General features: G+C 41.3%; 20 protein-coding genes. 5 read left to right on the top strand and 15 right to left on the bottom strand.

The genetic code is table 11. The annotated features are described in order from the left end of the window. Window positions 1-180: 180 nt before the first annotated feature. Both GKS34_RS16080 and GKS34_RS16085 read left to right on the top strand, forming a co-directional pair. On the top strand, window positions 181-789 hold the full coding sequence (locus tag GKS34_RS16080) for a Uma2 family endonuclease (RefSeq protein WP_163386001.1): 609 nt from the start codon (window positions 181-183) through the stop codon (window positions 787-789). A gap of 237 nt (window positions 790-1,026) precedes the next feature. After that, window positions 1,027-1,440 carry a hypothetical protein gene (locus GKS34_RS16085; protein WP_163386002.1) on the top strand — a complete coding sequence of 138 codons (414 nt, stop codon included), beginning with the start codon at window positions 1,027-1,029 and terminating at the stop codon, window positions 1,438-1,440. Between the two features lie 214 nt (window positions 1,441-1,654). On the opposite strand, the gene GKS34_RS16090 is transcribed toward GKS34_RS16085, so the two are convergent. Next, entirely contained in the window at window positions 1,655-2,314 is a 660-nt protein-coding gene (locus tag GKS34_RS16090) for an outer membrane beta-barrel protein (protein WP_163386003.1), read from the bottom strand. Continuing rightward, complete coding sequence (locus tag GKS34_RS16095) at window positions 2,311-2,916, bottom strand: outer membrane beta-barrel protein (protein WP_163386004.1); 606 nt, start codon at window positions 2,914-2,916, stop codon at window positions 2,311-2,313. Before GKS34_RS16095 ends, GKS34_RS16090 begins: the two co-directional genes overlap by 4 nt. A 391-nt stretch (window positions 2,917-3,307) precedes the next feature. On the opposite strand from GKS34_RS16095, the gene GKS34_RS16100 reads away from it, so the two are divergent. Together GKS34_RS16100 and GKS34_RS16105 are read left to right on the top strand one after the other, a co-directional pair. Next, window positions 3,308-4,180, top strand: coding sequence for an alpha/beta hydrolase (locus GKS34_RS16100; protein WP_163386005.1), 873 nt, complete (start codon window positions 3,308-3,310; stop codon window positions 4,178-4,180). Between the two features lie 11 nt (window positions 4,181-4,191). After that, entirely contained in the window at window positions 4,192-5,070 is an 879-nt protein-coding gene (locus tag GKS34_RS16105; protein ID WP_163386006.1) for a mechanosensitive ion channel family protein, read from the top strand. Window positions 5,071-5,221: 151 nt separating this feature from the next. Here GKS34_RS16105 and GKS34_RS16110 read toward each other — a convergent pair whose 3' ends face one another. The 11 genes from GKS34_RS16110 to GKS34_RS16160 form a co-directional block, all read right to left on the bottom strand. Further along, window positions 5,222-5,863 carry a hypothetical protein gene (locus GKS34_RS16110; protein WP_163386007.1) on the bottom strand — a complete coding sequence of 214 codons (642 nt, stop codon included), beginning with the start codon at window positions 5,861-5,863 and terminating at the stop codon, window positions 5,222-5,224. Continuing rightward, entirely contained in the window at window positions 5,847-6,341 is a 495-nt protein-coding gene (locus GKS34_RS16115; protein ID WP_163386008.1) for an RNA polymerase sigma factor, read from the bottom strand. Before GKS34_RS16115 ends, GKS34_RS16110 begins: the two co-directional genes overlap by 17 nt. Before the next feature lie 456 nt (window positions 6,342-6,797). Then, window positions 6,798-7,397, bottom strand: coding sequence for a DUF998 domain-containing protein (locus GKS34_RS16120; RefSeq protein ID WP_163386009.1), 600 nt, complete (start codon window positions 7,395-7,397; stop codon window positions 6,798-6,800). 154 nt (window positions 7,398-7,551) lie between these two features. Continuing rightward, entirely contained in the window at window positions 7,552-8,118 is a 567-nt protein-coding gene (locus GKS34_RS16125; protein WP_163386010.1) for a YdeI/OmpD-associated family protein, read from the bottom strand. A gap of 128 nt (window positions 8,119-8,246) precedes the next feature. After that, window positions 8,247-9,086, bottom strand: a complete 840-nt coding sequence (locus GKS34_RS16130; RefSeq protein ID WP_163386011.1) for a CPBP family intramembrane glutamic endopeptidase — start codon at window positions 9,084-9,086, stop codon at window positions 8,247-8,249. 230 nt (window positions 9,087-9,316) lie between these two features. After that, window positions 9,317-9,727, bottom strand: a complete 411-nt coding sequence (locus GKS34_RS16135; protein WP_163386012.1) for a DUF6157 family protein — start codon at window positions 9,725-9,727, stop codon at window positions 9,317-9,319. 417 nt (window positions 9,728-10,144) lie between these two features. Next, on the bottom strand, window positions 10,145-10,558 hold the full coding sequence (locus GKS34_RS16140; protein WP_163386013.1) for a hypothetical protein: 414 nt from the start codon (window positions 10,556-10,558) through the stop codon (window positions 10,145-10,147). 265 nt (window positions 10,559-10,823) lie between these two features. Continuing rightward, on the bottom strand, window positions 10,824-11,063 hold the full coding sequence (locus GKS34_RS16145; protein WP_163386014.1) for a hypothetical protein: 240 nt from the start codon (window positions 11,061-11,063) through the stop codon (window positions 10,824-10,826). Between the two features lie 571 nt (window positions 11,064-11,634). Further along, window positions 11,635-12,561: a prenyltransferase/squalene oxidase repeat-containing protein gene (locus tag GKS34_RS16150; protein ID WP_163386015.1), complete on the bottom strand. Its 927-nt coding sequence runs from the start codon at window positions 12,559-12,561 to the stop codon at window positions 11,635-11,637. 268 nt (window positions 12,562-12,829) lie between these two features. Then, entirely contained in the window at window positions 12,830-13,570 is a 741-nt protein-coding gene (locus GKS34_RS16155) for a hypothetical protein (RefSeq protein ID WP_163386016.1), read from the bottom strand. A gap of 1,384 nt (window positions 13,571-14,954) precedes the next feature. Continuing rightward, window positions 14,955-15,767, bottom strand: a complete 813-nt coding sequence (locus GKS34_RS16160; protein WP_163386017.1) for a class I SAM-dependent methyltransferase — start codon at window positions 15,765-15,767, stop codon at window positions 14,955-14,957. Window positions 15,768-17,126: 1,359 nt separating this feature from the next. Between GKS34_RS16160 and GKS34_RS16165 the strand changes: the two genes are divergently transcribed. Continuing rightward, entirely contained in the window at window positions 17,127-18,200 is a 1,074-nt protein-coding gene (locus GKS34_RS16165) for a glycosyl hydrolase (protein WP_163386018.1), read from the top strand. Here GKS34_RS16165 and GKS34_RS16170 read toward each other — a convergent pair. Both GKS34_RS16170 and GKS34_RS16175 read right to left on the bottom strand, forming a co-directional pair. Continuing rightward, window positions 18,181-18,462 (bottom strand): hypothetical protein, encoded by a 282-nt coding sequence (locus GKS34_RS16170; protein ID WP_163386019.1) that lies wholly within the window; start codon window positions 18,460-18,462, stop codon window positions 18,181-18,183. The genes GKS34_RS16165 and GKS34_RS16170 overlap by 20 nt on opposite strands. Before the next feature lie 25 nt (window positions 18,463-18,487). Beyond that, a complete protein-coding gene (locus tag GKS34_RS16175) occupies window positions 18,488-20,371 on the bottom strand; it encodes a leucine-rich repeat domain-containing protein (RefSeq protein WP_240459332.1) in 1,884 nt (627 codons plus the stop codon). Window positions 20,372-20,616: the final 245 nt, after the last annotated feature.

Raw genomic sequence — 20,616 nt, forward strand, 5'->3', positions numbered from 1 at the left:
TTTAAAAAAGGCAAATCTCCAATTCCAGGAAGGTTTTTGATAATTCCGGTACTAGTTATGGTCCGGTTTCGGGCACTATTTTGTCCGAAAAAGTAATGGATGGGTTCGGGCTTTTCCGGCTTTTTTAGAAGTGCCTAATTTTGATTCGCTTTTAGTCAAAATTGTGTAAATTTAATCATCATGACTACGAAAGAATCCCAAGACAAATTAAAAGAGCCCTTTTCAGCCTATGGAAGCTATTCCTATTCAGACTATCTTTCCTGGCAGGTGGATGGCATGGTAGAGTTGATCAGGGGAAAAGTCCATAAAATGACTGCTGCTCCGAGCAGGAAGCACCAGGACATCTCTTTGAAGATCTCCAGCCAACTTTTTCAATTACTAACAGGAAAGGTGTGTAAGGTGTATGAAGCGCCCTTTGATGTGCGGTTACCCGGGAAAGCCAAAGATAATATGGACATCCACACGGTTGTTCAACCCGACATTTGTGTGATCTGCGACCGGAGTAAATTAGATGATGCAGGCTGTATAGGTGCACCGGATCTGATTGTAGAAATTCTCTCGCCGGGAAACAACCAAAAAGACCTCCAACATAAATATGACGTGTATGAAGAAAATGGCGTAAGGGAGTACTGGATCATCCATCCAGAAGAGCAAACACTACTGGTATATACGCTTCGTGACGAGCGATTTGTCCCTTCCAAACTTTTCACTGTTGGGGAAAAGGTAGCATCCTCCTGCCTGCCTGATTTTTGCCTTGACCTGGAGGAATTGTTTGATCAATTGGATTAACAATCCACTTTGTACAAAAATGTTAAGCCGAAAAAAGAAGCGAACGGATCCAATCAGATCACTAAAAATTTAAAAAAGTTTGTCATTCCCCTCAACAGCTTGTTGCATTTCTGCGTCTAGGAATCAAAACCAAAAACTGCCTCCTATGAAATCGAGCATGACGCAAGCGACCCTCGGTGGGATTATAATAAAGCATGCGAGATTCCATATGGCCCCTAATAAATCAATTAAAAACATATGAAAACAACCGTACTTACATTTGTATTTGGCTTGCTGTTTTTTTCCTGCATGGAAGACGAAAGCCTTTCGGCCCTGCAAACCGGGCCCGTTCCGGTAGGCAACTGGAGTAATCTCAAGTACCAGGAAAATGGCATCGCTATGGAAAAGGTAAACGAGCTGCAGGAAAACACTTATGGTTATCGCTTTTTTAGTAATGGAAAATTGATCCATCGAGCAAATAGCGGCTGGTGCGGCACCCCTCCTATCGTCACCAGTGATTTTGAAGGAACCTGGGAAAAAGACGGTGATATCCTACTATTAACGGCACCCTACTGGGGAGGAACCCAGGTTCAAAAATGGAAGGTAATCAGTTCTTCAGTAAATAACCTGCAGGTAGAAGTGATCAGCTACGACACCCAAATGGACGAATAGCTTCTGATAAGGAAGACCATCCATTAAATGTGATAAGATGATGCCGGTCCAGGCAGTCCACAAGATTTGCTAGTTGTTTGCCTCATTTTCGTCGACTATTCAATCGATAGAAATGAGGCAAACAGCAAATCGCAGAAACGATACTAGTAAAAGTCATTCCGCTTACTTTTTAAGGTTATGGACCATAGGTAATCGGCTTTCTTACCGGGCAATGTTAGAAATAATACCTTACTGCAAGACTAGGTTGGTTGAGGAAGCCCTCCACTTCAAAACTCCATTCATGGTACTGGTGCGTGTCTACACTATGATAGGTTCTGATTTTATTGTAAATCCTGAAAAACTGAACATCTAAAAAAACCAGTTCAAAGCTGAATTTTTCATGTGGAAAATAGGCCAGCCCCAAATTTCCAAAAAGGCCAAATTGTCTGGTACTTTGTTGGGAACTTGATTCATCACCATTAGATACTTGGTGGGAATACATATCATTCCAGTGGTACTTCAAGCCGGAGGTACCCATCAAAAACAATTTGGGCTGGATTCCGACGTATTTTCTCAATCCAATAGAAACATCCGCCTCTTTTCTTTCAAATCCGTAGGCCAATCCATTGAGGTTAGCGTTTGGATAAGCATATCCACTATTTCGGTTATGGAAACTGGCCTCACCTATAACACTTAGCCGGTCTTTAATAAAATAAGAGTAGGAAGGAGATACTTTAAAATTGTCTACAAAGTTATTCCTTTCCCCAACGATATCCCTGTCTTCCCAATTAATCCCCAGGCCTAACGCATGGGTGCCTTGGGAAACCTGGCCCATACCCTGAAAGCCTACCAAACAAAGCCCTATAGCCAAAACGAAAAAAAATAATTGCTTCATTGGGCTGCTTGTTTAAAAAAATAAACGATCCCTATACTATTGGTAGTGATCAAATCAAAAGTAAATCTGGAGTCTTTGGATTCCTGGTCAGACCCTGAGGAATAAACTGACCTGGAATAAAGGAGTCCACCCAAAGACGCTTCCACCATCCATTTTGGACTGATTCGATAGGCCGCTCCGGGGGAGATGGACAAACGTAAATAACGAAAGTCCTCACCCTCTAAGTTGGAGCCAATATACATCAACCTTGGCTCGAAAAACAGGTGAAATTTATCGGCCACTGTAAAATACTTTCTGTAAAATATTCCCATTCCCCCGGATAGCCGGTTGGTACTGGAATTTTCCATGTTCACATCCGATACAGAGCTTCTACTAAAACTGATTTGGGGAACAAACCCGATGGCGGCAGACTCGCTGATAAAATAGCCCAAATTTGGATCAAGATTGATATTAAAATCCGAGGAATTTCTCTGGGCACTTAGTTCGCTGGTGTTGAATGAGAGGCCAAAACTACCTCCCGCAAACCAATCACCTCTGTTAAATTGGGCAAAGGCATTGGAAAATCCGGAAACAAAAATGAGAATAAGGAGAAAGTGTTTCATCGAAAAGAATTTTGTTGAATTTTATGAATGCTAGTTAAAGACTTGGTTATTCGAAAATCCCAAGCCTTATTACGAAAAGTTTAATTCAATGGTTTAAAAATAAAAGGAATATAATTTAAATAGGCTGATAACTACCAATTAATCCAAATACCAACCTGTCTGAAAGGGTAGCAGAGTACCGGCAAGAAGGCCATTATCCGGGTCTTTAGTAGTTGTAACAGTTTTCTGATTTTTTTAAATAGGCATTTTTGTTGTTGCTTTTTTGAGGAATGAAAGCCGCTAAATTCCAAGTAATATTCGCCAGAATTCGGGTAAAACTACTAACTTACGAAGTTCGGTACAGCCGATGCAATAATATCCTTGTTCTACCAAGTATCAAAACCCTTCCTGAATGAAAACCTGTTTAACCTGTATCTTTTTGCTTATCTTTTCAGCCATGAGCAAAGCACAAGGCACCGACACCCTTTACCTATGGCCGGATAAGGTCCCCGGTGAAACGGAGGCCAAACATCCACCCGTTCAAACAGCCAATACCAGTGGGAACGTAACCCGGCTGACCGATGTGACTGACCCGGCGCTGGTAGTATTCGAACCCAAAGGACCGGCCAACGGCGCAGGGATCATTGTCTGTCCGGGTGGCGGCTATTCCATTCTAGCCATTGACAAAGAAGGCTACGAGGTAGCGGAATGGCTTAGTCAACTGGGATTTACGGCATTTGTGCTGCAATACCGGGTTCCGGACAAACGGGAACCTGCGCTCTACGACCTGCAGCGGGCCATCCGCATGGTACGCGGCAAAGCCAGCGATTGGAAGCTGGACCCCAAGCGATTGGGAGTCATTGGCTTTTCGGCGGGAGCCAGCCTGGCTGCACGGGCCAGTACCCGGTTTGGAGAAAGAACCTACACTCCTGTCAATGGCCTGGACAGCCTTTCGGCCCGTCCGGATTTTGCCCTGCTGATCTATCCGGCCTATCTGGACGAAGGGGAGGATCGCAGTCTGACACCCGAGCTTAGCCTGAGTAAAGAAACGCCTCCACAGTTTCTTTTCGGTACCACCGATGACCGCTATGGAAATAGCGTCCTGGTGATGGCAGCTGCCCTTCGGGACGAGAAGCTTCCGGTCACCTTGCATTTACTGGCAGAAGGGGGCCACGGCTACGGACTGCGAAAAGGAAACCCTGCGGCTGAAACCTGGCCAGATTTGGCGGAAAAATGGCTTCGACAACTCATTTTGGGTCCTGATCGTCCCCTACTGCCACGATAAAAACCTGCGCCATGAACTTTAGTGAATCCCTTGAAAAACTTACGACACTTGTCACGGGCGACCTGGCAGATCTGCGGCAATTGCTCGTAGCTCTTTTGATTGGTTTGGTGATTTTGGTGTTTTTTATTTACCTATCCCGCTGGATAAAAAAACTTGTCCGAAACCGACTTGATAAAAGAACGGAGGACAGCTTACTGTCAAGTTTTATCGCAGGCAGCATCCGACTGGTGATTCTGCTTTTTGGCATCACCTTGGTGTTACGGTTTTTGGGCCTTACAGGTATAGTAAGTGGAATACTCGCGGGAGCGGGTATCACTGCGTTTATTATAGGATTTGCGCTAAAAGACATCGGGGAAAACTTTCTGGCAGGCATCTTACTGGCATTCAAAAGGCCATTTAAGATTGGGGACCTGGTGGAGATTCAGGGGCTCAGCGGAAAAGTCCGAGCCCTAAATCTGAGGGACACTCAGATTAAAACTCTGGACGGCAAAGATGTATTTCTGCCCAATGCCTCCATTATCAAAAGCCCCTTGATCAATTACACCATAGACGGGTACCTGAGTTATGGCTTTACGGTGGGATTGGGATACGGCTGCGATTACCGGAAGGCCCAGGAATTGATCATCCATACCCTGAAAGGGGTAGCGGGCGTTTTATCAGGTCAAAAGGAATCATCGGCCTTAGTGACCGACATGGGTGATAGCCATTTGTTGGTAAGGGTAACTTATTGGGTAAATACTTATAATAAAAAGTACCCGGATGTGCTTGTTCGCTCGCAGGCCATTCTGGCCGTACTCGAAGCCCTGGAAGACGCTGGCTTTCCACTACCGGGAAATATCATCGAACTCAAAGGTCCTACTCCGGTCGGAGGAGAGAGTGTTGGGAAATAAAGGAGGTATAGTGGTAGCTATAAAACGATATCGTCCATTCGGAAATCAAATGTCATCCCGTAGCACCCTGCATTTTTTGGCATGAAACAATCGTGAAATCAATATCGCACAGCAATTTCTATCCTCCTATTTTTCATTTCTCCCGGTACGCTTATCTCAACTGTTCCATTTCCGAAATGGTTTCTTCCAGCTTTTTGAAAATGCGACCATATACCAACCGAACGTCCCACTGGTAGATTTTGTCCGAAAAATATACCATCAATAGCGTTATCAGCCCTACCAGAATCAAGCCGATCAAGGGGTAACTTCCAACAAAGGTTAACCCTGGAAATTGTTGCTGTACTTTTTGGGTAAGTTCGGGCTCCCGGATCCAGGCGGAGCCTATGGTGCCACAAGCGATAAGAAAATATACCGGGTATGAATAGCGTACCACTTTCTGATTTTTTGCAAGGGAGTCTTTTAGCCATCGATCAAAGGATTTGAGGTAATCAAAGCTCGTTGCCCCCTGATTCAAGTCTTTGATTTCCTGCATTTGGCGTTTACTGTACCATGCCGTCAGCAATAGCAGCGTAGATGCAGCCAATCCCAGCCAAAGGGCGTCCAGAAAATAATGTACAAGTGGGATCAACAGTGCCATGATGACAATAGCCATTACATTTGCCCTGAACAATCGTTTCATTCGGTCAATCAGGTGTATTGACTTTTGATTGTACAAATCATTTATTTTGGGAGCAACCAGGCTTTTCTCATGTAGAAAACCCTCTTTCCATACTGTTTCAATTGAATTTTTCATCGTATATTTTTTTTAATCGTTCTTTAATCCGGTTAATTCTTACACCAATACTGTTGGGATTCGCCCCTAATATTTCCGAAATCTCCTGATACGTCTTTTCCTCCAGATACAAGAGGATCACCGCCCGGTCAATTTCTGATAAATGTTTGATCGCTGCATACAATTGGTTTAGGGATTCATTTTCGAAGGCACTGCTTTCAATCAAAACCGTATCGGGCAATGCCTCCGAAACAAAGATGGTTTTCCCTTCTTTTTTCCTTTTCTTGAGTAGGGTCAAACAAACGTTCAGAGCAATCCGATACACCCAGGTAGACCATTCGCATTGGCCTTTAAAATTATCCCTGCTCCTCCAGATCTGGAGGCACACTTCCTGATAGTAGTCTTCATAATCCTCCTGCGAATTGGTGTACGCCCTGCACAGCTTGATGATGATGGCGGTAAAAGGCAGTATGGAAACCTGGTAGAAGTCCTTACTCATCTGGATAGTTTTACCCCTATCTTCCAACCCGGATGGACCCAACATCGGTTCAATGTTTGCCTATAGCTACACCCCATGAAGGGAATCAAATAAATCAATGACGGCGTTTTATTCATCATTTGGATCTTTTCTTTAGTTAGTGGCCAAAGTCAAAAAACATTACACCTCCCCGGATTCTTTTTCAAAAAATTGTATGATTTTTATATGTTTATGATTTGCTTTTCAAAGGTCGTAACTTGTCCCATACCGAAGGTCGAGATAGCCTGTCCCGGTCCTTAATCGGGAGAATCTCGCACCTGGCTTCCGGCAGCCAGGTGTTTTATAATCATCCCTACGTGTATCGCTAGCGTCATGCCAGTCAGGCCTCAGGCAGGCTCGATTTCTTAGGAGGTATTAAAATTGGATGCAAGTTTTTTAACCGTTCGTTTTCTTTTAAAATATTTTGATTTAGCATTCTCAATCTGAAAATTTAGTTAAATGGTAGGATAAAACAGCAGGCCAAACCACTAACAAAGTACAGATTAGCCGCTCATAGGCGCCATCCAAATCATCTGGGATTAATGGTAGAAATGGGGCAAAAATGAGCCATAGCGAAGCAATCCATAGTGAAAATCTTTTTAAAAACGGCCTTACCTGTTTTAAATCAAAACTGATTAAAATTGTTAATATAAGGAACAAGCCAGCCAACAAATACACCAGCTCAATGTGAATATTGTAACCCGTGTAACCCGGTCTTCCCGCATATTGATTGTGCTCAGCAATCATGACAAGATCAATACTGATTACTACTAAAATAATCAGGCTAATGATCCATTTGGTGCCTTTGCGTTTCCAGCTATAAAGTCCTACGGCAAGGGCAAAATACCCCAATGCCAGTAAATCCAAGCCCCGATCCTGTATCCATCCATACTTTCCAATGGCCAGCATGCTGATGGTGTCACTTATGGGATCATGCTCTTCGTGTACGGCTATTCCTATAAAATCACTAGCTATCACCATGACACAACCAATGATTCCAAGAGCTCCGCAGATTTTATAAATTAAAGGTTTCTGCATTTTTTTGAATAAAGTAACTAAAATATTTTTGGACCCAGGTAAGAAGATAAACAAAAGCATTTGAAGAATTGAAATCTCTTATTTATGTTTCTACTTGACTGCTAGGGGGCATTTGCCAACCACCCCCCCCAATGCCATTTTATCCAATCCTTTTTCACCTAAACTGCTTCGGTTTTTGTTCTTTATCTGCCAATTCCACCATTTCTTCTATTCGTTTTTTCCTTGTTTCCGGTCGCTTAGCAAGAACCAACCATTGTAAAATATTTCGTTTGTCCGATCTGCTTAATCCTAAAAAATAGTGCTTTGCGTTGGGCCTATTCTGAAATTCCTCATCAAGGTCTTTTGGAATTAAAAGGGCTTCCGCATCATCTAATATTGTCCAGGAACCGTTTTGTTTTGCTTTTTCAATAATTTCAAAACCAGCTTTTGTCATCAGTCCCTCTTGTGTCAGCCGGTCTATTTTTTCCTTATTGACCTTTGACCAAACACTTTTCTCTTTCCGTCTACTGAAAAATTGCATAAATCGCTTTTCATCTAAAGGCTTTGTTTTGCTGTCTATCCAACCAAAACATAGCGCTTCATCAACGGCGTCGCTGTAAGATACCGTAGGAATCTTTGATCTCGCTTTGTAATAGACAAGCCAAATAGATTGCTTCTTATCGTGATTGTCTCGAAGCCATTCACGCCATTCTTTTCTGTCTTTGGGATAAAAGGTGTCCAATTTATTTTCAGATTAGTTTCGCATGGCGATAAGTTTGTTCCTATTTTGTTTATTTTACACCTAATTATAAAGCGAAGTGGCGGTATTACAACGAGAATCTATAGTTGAATCACCGGCTGAACCCCGCATTACATATGGCTGTTGTTGGCAACAGGCTGATTTGGTTCTTCTTTTTTATTAGTTTGAGATAATATTATTGCCACAACCATGATAAGTCCCACTTGAGTCATAAGCAGGTCTTTATTGCTCAAAACATCAGCTCCAAGAAAACCGAGTGTAAAATTCATTCCACCGTGCAGTAATACTGCTAATAAAACACTTCCTTTTGTTCTGTTGTATAGCCACGAAAAAATAACCCCCATCGCGGTCATTAATGGTATATATATCAAAATTGGTATACTCCCAATTGCTTTAGGGAAGAATAGTATTAGCGGTAAATGCCAAATACTCCATAGAAATCCAATAATTAAGCCTGATAAATTGGGGCTGAAATTTTTTTGCATCATTCCTTGGGCATAACCTCGCCACCCCAGTTCCTCCGCGATGGGACCCCCAAAAAGGGTATTAACTAAAAAGAAAATTGGTGATAGTAAAATAGCCAAGCCTACTTGTCCTTCGGATAAGCCCATCCCTTTTAAAATAATCTCAGCATCTGGAAATCTTCCAACAAATGTTTTATGAAATAATACCGCAATAAGGCCTAGGAAAAAAATTCCGAAAATGGAAAAAATGTAGTATTTAACAGGCACCTTCCATATTAGAAGCTTCCTTAAAAGTTCTCGAATTCCTTTTTTACCATAATCATAGTAAGTTAGAATCAGGGCCGCAATAGTTGGACCCCATGCTCCTGGCAATACCCAAAATTCGCTAACCTCATTCGAAAAATAAAAGGGAGACCATAGACTCCATGAAATTAGAAAGGTTAGACCAAAGTATTTGAAAATATTGAGGTTATTCCTTTTTGACATTTCTATCCATTTTTTCTGAGGGTTTCCAAACTTTATTATTCACGCTACTGTAAAGTCACTATTGAAAAAATTATTTCTCCTACAGACCAGTTTATCTTTACTTCTTGAAACGAATGAAGTGCGTTACCTGTAATAACCAGTTATTTCTTTCCAATGTCAATGCCGTTTGATGTACTTTGTTTCTTTCCCTTTTTTTAAAAGGTAATTTATTTCAAATAATAGATCCTTTTTTACCTACTTGATTTCATAGCCTTGACTTTTTTGATGGTAGGGTCGGCTAAAAACCGATGGTAACTTTCTGTTTCCATTCCAAAGAGGGCCACTTTGCCTTCATTGTTACAATGCACACCAAAGCCGTATGTTTTTGTCAATGGCGAAGCACGGAAACAAGGTTGTCCCTTTGAGAAAAACTGTTCTCTTGCTTGTTGGTATTCCGCTTTGGTCAAGTCATTCCGATCTGCAAATACCTGGAAAAAAATATCATCCGAAGTGTACCAATACGGATTTTTAGAAATCAATTCGTGCTGCATTTCAGCAATGGACTTTTTGCTTTTGGCAGGCGGTATGATTCCGCAACTGGCCCTGGTGTCCGCTGCCACTTCAATAAAAGTGTCAAAATAGTTTGTGGAATGCACTTTCATTTTTTTAGTTGTCTTTTACTTTGTAGTTCATTTTCCTTTTGGGCTGACAACAATCGCCAAAGGTTTTCTACGCAATCTACCCAAAAAACATTACTTTTTAATTAATACTACCGAGATTATCGGTAATACTAAAGTGGCCAGCCCGGGATATTTTCTATATCTCCGGTTTTAGCCATATAATTTAACTAATTAACTAACCTTCTTAAAGTTGCCCAATAAAGACTCCAACAGTGACACCAATTGAACTACCTAAAGAACCTTCTATACCTGATGGGAATGTAATTCCCTTACTAATCCAACAGTGATGCCAAGGTTAGGGTAATGCCCTTTGCATAGTGATCATAATGGCTCAGGGGTTCGAATAATTCTATCACAAAGGTCAGGCGGTGCAGGTTGGTTACGATTTTGTTTGAAAATCTATCCATCCCACGGCTTTCTACTTACGAAAAAAAGGAAGAAAATAACTGCTATAAGAAAGGTCAGAACGATTAATAAAGTTTGAAATGCTTGTTGCCCGCCACTTGCAATATTCTCATTGCTTTCGGTGATAATTCTGCTTTGAATACTGTCTAACTTTTCATTTGTTTGATGCAGCTGATTTTGGAGAACCCTGAATTCAGCATCAAATGCTCTTAAACTACTTTCTTTTGCCCATTGAATTGTGTCTACTCTTAGCTTTTGCAATGCTTGAATATCATTGATTAGTTCATTGAAATTGGTCGCCTTCACTTTTTCTATTTCTTCATTTAGCTTTTTTGTACTCTCTGTAATGCGAAGTATTTGAGCTTGGTCAACTTCCTTATTTGGAAGAATGGAGGAAGTCCAGGGCAAAAGGAGGGCAACAAAGGCAAGAAGAATGAAATAGCCGTTTAAAAAACCCCTCAGTACTTTGTGCTTATCATCCTTATTGAAGAAGAAATAGATTCTGATGCTGAGAAATAGAAAACTTAGAATAGAAACAATTTTTGAAATCCAATTGGCCGAAGTGTCGCTTTTATAACCAAGTACCTCGTAAATCAGCGAAAAGCTATAATTCTTTACCGCTTAAGTAAAATAAGAATCGTTGGTGTTGTCATCAATTGTTTCAACCGTCTTATTAATTAATGCGGTTTTTTTCCTGAAGAATTTTTAGTTGCTCACTAATAGTTTCAGTTACCGAATCAATTTTGTCAAACCGACTTGAGTCTCCTACCAAAAATTCAGTCTTAGTAGAATCTACCTGCATTATTGGTTCTTGAGCATTCAACTGTCCATTTACGAAGAAAATGAATACCCAAAAAGTAAGTAGTTGTTGGGTTAATAGCATACCTTTCTTTTGGTTTTTCGTTTCATCCAATCAGTTTAAAGTTGACCGTTTCACCAAAACATGACTGCCAACCGATTTATTCATACCCCTTATTACTCACTATTGACGGAATTACCTTTACAATTAACCGGTTTATCTTTCCTACCTGGAACGAATAAATCAGGCTTATGTAAAAAGTCATCCTACGGAACGTGACCCTTTTACCTAAATACCCCGAAGCACTTTTAATTTCGGCTTTTCAGTGTAAACGATCCACCCTAAAAAACCGATTGTTACCGTAGTAAAAAAAACTGCATTTCCGGATTATAATTAAGCAAACTACCGGAAAAAACTGCCCTTAATATAGTCTAAAAACATCATTTTACCAATGGTTAGGTTACTGAGCATCAGGTAATAGAATCCAGGCTGGCACTATTTTTTTTTAATTCAGGGAAAGGTAATTGAGCAGGCAAACTTTACCATAAAAATGGGTGCTTTTAAGTTCCGGAAGGGATCTCTGGGCCCCATTTAGGAAAAGGGCATCCAAAAAGTATTAACCATTGCCGCGTCTGCCGAAATATCCGACCCCTGGTATTTTGGTACTACTGTCTGTAGTTCCTCTTTATTTTTTAAAATAGTTTAAAACACGCATGGCTCTAAGGGTATTCCATCGGCTTGGTTTACCCGTTTTTTCCATAACGAAATGTACTTTTCCCGGATGAGCAGCCTGCATGTTCCAGGTACCGTCTTTATTTCTTTTGTTTTCTATTACGCTTATCGCATCTTCCATCCTGGCATCCCAACTGCTTCGGGTATATTGAAAATAATCCATTGCCCGCAGAATATCATACTTCCACCTGACTGGATAGGAGAATTTTAAAAAGTCCTTTGAGATGATTTCCCCGCTATGGTCAGACCGGTACAAGCGATGAAGCAGAATAAATTCCATTGCACTCCGAATGGCATGGCGAATATCATCCTTTCGATATTCGTATCCCGATTTCTGAAACTCATACAATCCCTCAAGCACAGAGATAGTGCTGTGCAGAGAACTATGTTTTGCACCACTTCTAGTGGTCCTGCAATTGAAACCACCATCCGGCATGATTTCATGCAGAATGCTATCGACAATGGAGCGTAAGGCGCTTTCTGAGGTATTGAAATAGGATGAATAATTTAAAAACATTCCATTTACGCAAACATCACTGTGTTGCGATGTGCTCGGTCCCAAACGAATACCTCCATCATCCGCTTTATTTTTTTGCAGAATCAGTTCAATAGTACCTTTCACCAGCTCATTTTTTGGAGGGAGATGTAAATAGCGAAGGTCAAGCAGGGTGTAGTGGGTGGAAATCCATTTTGGCTGATAGAAGCTGTCGCCCCAATGACCATTTGAATTACGCTTGGATAAAAATTCCTTTCCCCAACCTTCATGGGCAATTCTGTCCTGCAAATCTTTTCTGTCATCCCCCAAAAAATCCCGGTGAACCTGATATTGTATCGAAACATCCCCTTCAAGTAACCATTCTATGAGTTGTTGTTCGTTCATTTTACTAAACAGACTGTCAAACAATGCCGTTGTTTCCTGACTAAACCAAAAAATTTACCATTCAATATACTTTAAAAATCAATTTTTACCAACAGTTGGTTTAGGAAGCATCAGGGAATAGGATTCACAGGGGGTCAACGGTTTGGTAGATAAAACAGTTAGCATTTCAAGCCGATTTCCTTTCAAGGTACCCATCCGTTCTATAAATTTTATGTCGTTCGATAGCACGTTGCGCCCTATCATTTATTGCATGTTAGGCATTCGTGGTCTACCATCCTTCATTAAAATTTCCTTCAATCTCTTTTATTAATTCTCTATTTATTGTTAGTATCTTGGTAGCTTTATCAAGTTTGATTTCATTATCATATACATAAATAATATCGTGTATTCCAAAGTCACCATAAACGGTTCTTAGCGACTGGATTTCATGTACAAACAGGTCTTCTTTGTCCGTAATTGACGATTCAACTACTTTGTCATAAATGCTCAATGTACCACTTGTCCACAAATATTCGATTAGCTCCTTTACTTTATTAGAAGTCATTTCACCGTTAAAAACTCCAATAGTATCAATATCGGTAAATCTATTATAAAGAGAAATAAAATAACCAGAACGATGAACTCTTGAAAGCAGAGTGTCATTTTCATTCTGAATATTTACTCTAGTAATTTCAAAATATTTGTCAGTTTCGGCTTCCAAAACCGCTTCTCTATAAACAGAGCTCAATTCGTTAGATAAGTCAGACCATGTTTTAGCTTGTTTTATATCGTCAGTGTCTAGTTCTATCCAAATATTTTCTCTTTCATCAGTTGGCTTTATGCTCACGGTATTCTCATAGTAAACATTTCCCATTACGTTATTTTTAAAGTAAAATCCATCTGGATATTGATAGCTTCTATCATAGGCAAGTTCTAAATACTTATCGTTAATTTCTGCATCAATCGGGTCCTCCATTTCACACGAAATGAAAATTAGAAATCCCACTGCTATTAAAAGAAATTTTCCCATAATGTTTTCCTTTATAGATGTTTCATTGGACTACATGGTTGCGTTTACTTGCACCTACCTTGTATGTCTATCCCAAACAAAAGTCAGGGATATTTAACCAAATTCGCTAGGTCTGCCATCCCAATTTCACCTTCCCAATCAGGGAATTAATAATACTAAATTTTTCTTTAAAGACCATTGAAAGGAGCCTTAATCTGTTGGAATGACACCGGCCGGAAATCTCAGCCATCTTACGGCTCTAGCGCCCCCATTGCTCCGGAATGTATCCCAAATCAGTACCCTTCTCTAAAAACGAGTCGCTTACCCGCCTGCCCGGAACTACTTTTTGTCAGCCCTTGTGTTCAAATACGGCAACCGCTCTTACCGGTGAGCCTGTCCCTCCTCGAATTTTCAAGGGTAGTGCAATAAAACGAAAACGCCCCCTATCAACTAATTGGTAAAGATTAATCCTGTTTTCGTAATGGGTAAATCCTAACTTGCCACATATATTATGAAATTCTTTATTGGAAACTTTGGGAACTCCTGGCGACATGGTCTCCATGCCAAATGCTGAAATTTCCTTTTCTCCAAACAAACGTGCAGTCGCTGTAGAAATGCCGGGACCATTCCTCCAATCAACTGTGCCATAGTACTGTCATGTTGTTATTTTTTTTGTAGTACTTGGTATTATGGCCAGGGTGCGCAGCTAAGAAAGCGGGTTTTCCCTGATTGGTAGGCAGGGAAGTGCTTTTCTACATGCCTGAAGCGAACCAGGCTATGAGGCGAAAAACTTGAATTTAATGGCCTACCCGCCATCTACTATTTGCATGGTTTTGGGTTATTAGAGTTCGTTAAGTTCTAAATTTTTCTGTTTAAGAAACCTGCTTGCATGTTTACGAACTGGTTTGTTGAACAGGGCAACCAAGTTATTATTAGTGAATTAGTCCGCTGTACCTTTTTTTCAAGAAACCTGTCATCTTCATTTCGAAGTGATGATAGGGCGGAAAAATGGTACTTATAAGACCTAAAAGGCCTGATATAAAAATATTAGGGCAACAGGCATCAACGATGATTTCGTTGCCTCGAAGCGTTATTTGTGCACCAACTGTGGCAGACTTTCGCACAATTATACTTTTTTGAGGTATGGAGTTAGACGTATAAACCGCGTAATTCGAGAATTGACTCTTCAAAGTCAAAAGCAATTCGTTAAAGTCAGGTAACTGTTTCGCTTGAACGATCATAGTTTTCACTTTTTTCAAACCTCAAATTACGAATAAATACTGAATTAGTTGGTTTTTGAATTGCAGAATTGGCCAACGGTCATAAGCAAAGTGCAGGCTTCCGTCACCGCAACCTTTATTAAGAGCAGAAAAGCGCAATTCTATCCATTCAGCCTGCATTACGCTTATACAATGTTGTTAGTGCCTGGCATTTTCCCTCTCACTTCATTCAGTTTCATAGTCATAGAAATCGCTTTGCTTTCTAGCCATTCATTATATTCTTCAATAGCCTTTAGCCTTAAGTCGTTTTCTAAATATCCTTCTTCTACCATTTGTGTAGAGCCAGCTACTTTAGACCAAATTCCAACCTTTGAATTAAAGTCACTTCTATGTTTATCATAATGCTCATTTGAATTTATTTTTTCAATGTCCACCATTCCTATTTCAATCATTAGTTCGGGTAAATCATCGGCAATATTATTATTCATTCCTGCGTCACTTCTCCATTTTAAGAAAGTCTTATAAAACTCCTTCATACTAATGGGCGGTTCAGGATTCCATTCTAACTTATCGTGATTATAATCTAATATTGAAATTCTGCCATTTGGCTTCAATAAAGACTTCATTTTTAATAATGCCGCTTTTGGATTACTTAACCATTGGAGAGTCCTTGCCGAAGTAATCAAGTCAAATTTTTCATTTGTCTCAAAGTCGAATAAGTCAGAATATATAAGATACAGATTTTGTGTGTTTCCATATGCTACCTTACCACTTTGAATAAATTTTTCTGTGTTATCTATTCCGATAACTTTTCCAGAATCACCTACTATATTAGCTATGTCTTTTGAAATTGAACCAGTTCCGCATCCAACATCTAAAACAATCATGCCTTTTTTGAGTATTGGCTCTAACGTTCTGTAGTCAACTTTCAAACTTCTGTTGTCAAAAATCTTTGTTGTTGCTGGTCCGTCTCTTTCGATATGTTTATTAGCTTTCATTTATGTTTTTATTGCCACAAACGGTACTGCAGATGGAGGCCGGGCCCTGATGGGCCGATGTTTCTTTGGAGGCCTGGCCTCAATTGATCAAGCATAAGAGCAGTAGCGCCTGCCAGCCGCAGGCAGGGATTTCGAAGCACTAAACTGTCTGCCACCACTGAACTTGATACGAAGCACAAAGCTTCATTTAAGCACTGAACCCGCTATAAGTCATATACGCTGTTCGCGGTTCGTTGTTTATTCCCCACCGGTTTCGAATTTATACTTAGTCAATTGTCGATATGTATATATCTACTTTACACCCAATGAAATATGAAAAGGGAGTTGTTTACTGTTACTATATTATTGTCACTAAAGGCGATTTTTTGCTTTCTTTTAAGCAATTTATCAATCTTATTTAAAACGAATCACTTAGATGAAATCGAGCATGTCGCAAGCGACACATGCAGGGATGATTATCCAACATGCGAGATTCCATGTGACCATTAAGAAACAATTATAAACACATGAAATCGAGCATGACGAGAACGTCACAAATTAGGATGATTATCAATCATGCGAGATTCCATATGGCCGCTAAAAGACAATTATAAACATATGAAATACCATTAAATTTGACAGCGTGAAATTCCTTTTCCCTGGTCAAAAACCAACTGCCCCTTCCAAACGAACCTGCCTTACCGGATTATTAAAAGCTACTGCACTGAATTAGACTGCTTTCAATATAGAGGGAAAAAACCTTTTTCATCAACGATTAAATTAGGAAGTGTCAGGGAATAGGATAAAATCAGTACTATTTTTTTTTAATTCAGTAGATGGTAAACCAGTAGACAGGGTTTAATCTAAAAAAGGGTACTTCCGAAGTACCATTTAACCATTGAACGAGGCAAGGTGCCAATTCCAATTACGTAAACTCAGCCCTGTAGGGGCGAAATATCAAAACACAGGGCGACGTAAGTTTGGTTAATTGACTGCATAAAACAGCTTAGATAGGGTATGTATGGGGTTATTTTTTGTGCTTCGTTGTTTATTTTCCATTTCAACGAAATTGTAGAAATTGATTTTGACTGAACCAGTTAATTTCAATCTGGATGATTCTTCCTACGAACCGGCTTAATTGTCCGAGTCGGCAGCAATGGGTCAAATGCAGGTCTATCGCAAATGAAAAGCATTAACTGGAAAGCCCCTTATCAGTTTATTCATGGTCCGGCAGGTCGCAGTCTTCCCACAATTTCGCATCCAAGGCGTTTGTACAGGTTTAATGTGTAATCTGCCAGGTCCACAGGTACTCCACCGATAGGGTTGGTTTGACTCCACAGGATTTTTCGCTACTATTGTTTATTCACCATGCCAAAAGAAATGATACCCCTACACAAACCCATAATCGCCCTGAAATTGCTTGATAAACGTTACCTCTGTTTGCTCGTAAGCATTCTTTTTATACAGTCATCCAGTGTGCTTGGGCAAAAAACAGGTGCTTACCAAGCGCCGGTCAACCCCAATGCCTCGGCCGAAGCCAAAGAGCTGCTTAGGATGCTCTACGATTATTCCGGAAAGTACGTACTTTCGGGTCAGCACAATTATATTGGTGACGAATCGAAACATAGTGAAGAGACGGAGGAAATCACCGGTGAGTATCCGGTCGTTTGGGGCAGTGATTTTGGTTTTGCCGACTCAACCAACGCCAAGGACGCCGTCTACCATCGGCATGCCCTGGTAGCGGAAGTAAACGAACGATTCAAAACAGGCAATATCATTACTCTCATGTGGCACGCATGTCGTCCTACCGATGAAGAACCCTGTACCTGGAAAGGAAGTGTACAGAACGAACTTTCCGAAGATGAATGGAACGACCTGATCCGGCCTGGCACCCGCACCTACCAGAATTGGGCCAACCAGGTGGATGAAATTGCGGTCTATTTAAAACAACTGGAACTTGCGGGCATTCCGGTGCTATGGCGGCCCTATCATGAAATGAACGGGGACTGGTTTTGGTGGGGCCAGAAGCCTGGAGAAAATGGCTACCGGCAACTCTGGAAAAACCTGTACCACAGGCTTACCGATTACCACCAACTTAACAACTTGATATGGGTCTGGAATGCCAATGCTACCTTAGCCCGGAATAAAATGGCATACGATCTGTATTACCCCGGCAATGACTACGTGGATATCCTGGCGACAGATATTTACGGGGGCAACTACAAAAAATCGGATCACGACCAGCTTTTGGAATTGGGCAACGGCAAACCCATCGCTATGGGCGAAGTCGGCGCCTTTCCAAACACGGACCTATTTGAAGAGCAACCCTATTGGGTCTGGTTCATGTCCTGGTCCAATTCCACCAACAATCGAAACCCCGTGGAAAAAGTGAAGGAGATGTATACCCCGGAAAAAATTCTGGGGCTGGAAGACTTCAAGGAATTGAAAAAATAAGGCAGTTCTTGTCAATATCCGAGACCCATTTCGCTGCGGTAGATTGGGCCGGTTGACCCCAGTTGTGGCCATATTGACAGGTACTCAGAAAGGGCCCGATACCGGCATTTTCCTGGTTTCCTTGCTGCACCCTTAGCGCAGCTGGGTCTTTAAAGCTTATGGCTTTCAAGTGTTTAAAATATGTTTTCAGCGGTCCGAACTTGCCCGGTTCGTAGAAGGATCTCACCAAAACAATCATTTCTCCCTGAGTTGTTTGCGTCATGCTCGATTTCAGAATGAGACCAATCCTAATTATCCCCAGCAAGCCAGGTTAGGATACTTGTATTTGGCAGTGCATCCTGCAAAAATATCAATTCTCCTTCCAGATAAGGATTGCCATTTATCTGCAAATCCCGCAGCGTATCCGATAGACGCCCCATGGTTCGGGGAAATTTCGTAATTTTATTCCTCCCAAGGTACAGGTTTTTCAGGCTAGCCATATCGGCAATTGTAACGGGTACATCCGTAATTTCATTCCCGCTCAGGTTTAGGGTGGTTAGAATCTTCAGTTGTCCTATACTTTCAGGTATGGCCTTTAACGCTACATGGCTTGCCCCCAAGGTTTCTAAATTGGTCAACGTACCAATCTCATCCGGTAAAAAATCCAAAAAACCGTGAAGGGCAAAGTTTTTCAAATTAACCATCCCGGATATCAAAAACGGCAGCTCGGAGACTTTCACCACCAAACGCAACATGCGTAACTCCGTCAAATTACGGAAGCTTTCGGGGATACTACTGAGTCCACTTCCGTAAAGAACTGACAAATTCCTCAGTGAAACCAGTGAGGAGAAGCTTTCAGGCAGTGCCCTGTAATCACCTGAAAGCCATAAAGTGTCCAGTTCAGAGAGCCTACCAAAATCATCGGGCAATACGGCAGGTCTTTCCGTTACGGTGAAAAAACAAAAGCTGAGTTTTGACAAGGCTGAAAAAGAAGCGGGAATGCTTTTTGCTAAAACGGGACCACGGAAGGTCTCCAGACTTCTTAAATTACCAAACGTTTCAGGCAGCTTGTCGATGTAATTCAATTCGCAATTGAGGAAATTGAGGCTGCTTAGGTTACTGAAGCTCTCAGGAAGACTGGTAAGTCCCATCTTTGTCATCTCCAGATACCGGAGACTCTTCAGGTTCCCAAAACTTTCCGGCAAAGACGGTATGTCTAGCGAGTTCATGTACAAGGTATCGAGCTCCGTTAGATTGCCAAAGTCATCCCCTAATTGCGTCATTCTGGTATGGGAAAGGTCTAATACCTGTAGCTTATGGTAATAGGCAGAGATGACATGGGGAACATTGGACAAACTGCTGCCGTTTAGCTGCAGCTTGGTAAGGTGTTTCAATGCCTTAAGTGCAGGAAACTGTGTACTATCACCAAACATCCAGCCATACGGATCGCTGTACATATTAAGCTCTGTCACGTCGCCAGCATCGTTTCGTTTGACTAAAAGGGGTTTATTTAACTTTCCTAAATCTTCCAACGCCTCGTCTTGATGGTACTCACCAGACCTAAAGATGAAAGTAACGGAGGCACTTTTACTTCCGTACCAGGTGGTCCAGGTAAATTTATAGTCGGTGTTTTCATACCCATAGAACGTAATGTACTCGGCCTCGTCATCGGGCACTGAAATACCTCCTAATGACTGACCCCTGATTTGCTGATAATTTCCCTCAATGGTCCATTTACCCCGGTCATAGGATTTCGCATATAACCTCCGTCTGGTCTGATAGTAGGAATGGCTGTCATCTACAATTTCGGGTTGAAGAGGGGAGAAATGCACCTTTACGGTATCCGAAGTCACATTGCTGCCGTTCCTCACATGCCAGAGTAAGCTATATTCCTCTCCCGGCAAGCCGTGAAAAACCGCTTTAGGGTTAGTCTCGCTGCTGAAAAAAACCTTATTGTCTACCAGACCACTGTGGATGGCCCACTTTCCCGTCTCATTTGCGCGAAGGTCATCTGCCGATAACGTGACGCTAAAGTCGGTGACATCAAAAAAATCAGCCCCACCGTTTGTTAGCGGAGGGGCAATAACCGGTTTGGTGCCGTCATCTATGCCTTGGCAGCCAACGATCAACAAACCCAATACAAACAGCAAACATACCTGCTTTCGTGGCAAAAAAAACGAGCCCATAGCCATACAAACCAATGTAAAAAAACGCCTTATGATTTTCAGTTCGCCAAATTAAGTATTTAGAATAAGGAATTCAGGAAAAATAGATGATTTATTTTCTCCTCGATTCATGCACTCTTTTCCCAATACAATTTCAAGTCGTAAAGCTTTCAATGGTTAAAGGTAGGTTGGGTTTGACGGACTTTAAGTGAGATTAAACGGGGAAGGTTACGCTGGATTCGCAAGGATGCTGGGCTGCAGGGAGAAGCATA

Origin of the sequence: Cyclobacterium jeungdonense, from assembly GCF_010994275.1 — a bacterium.
GTDB lineage: Bacteria > Bacteroidota > Bacteroidia > Cytophagales > Cyclobacteriaceae > Cyclobacterium > Cyclobacterium jeungdonense.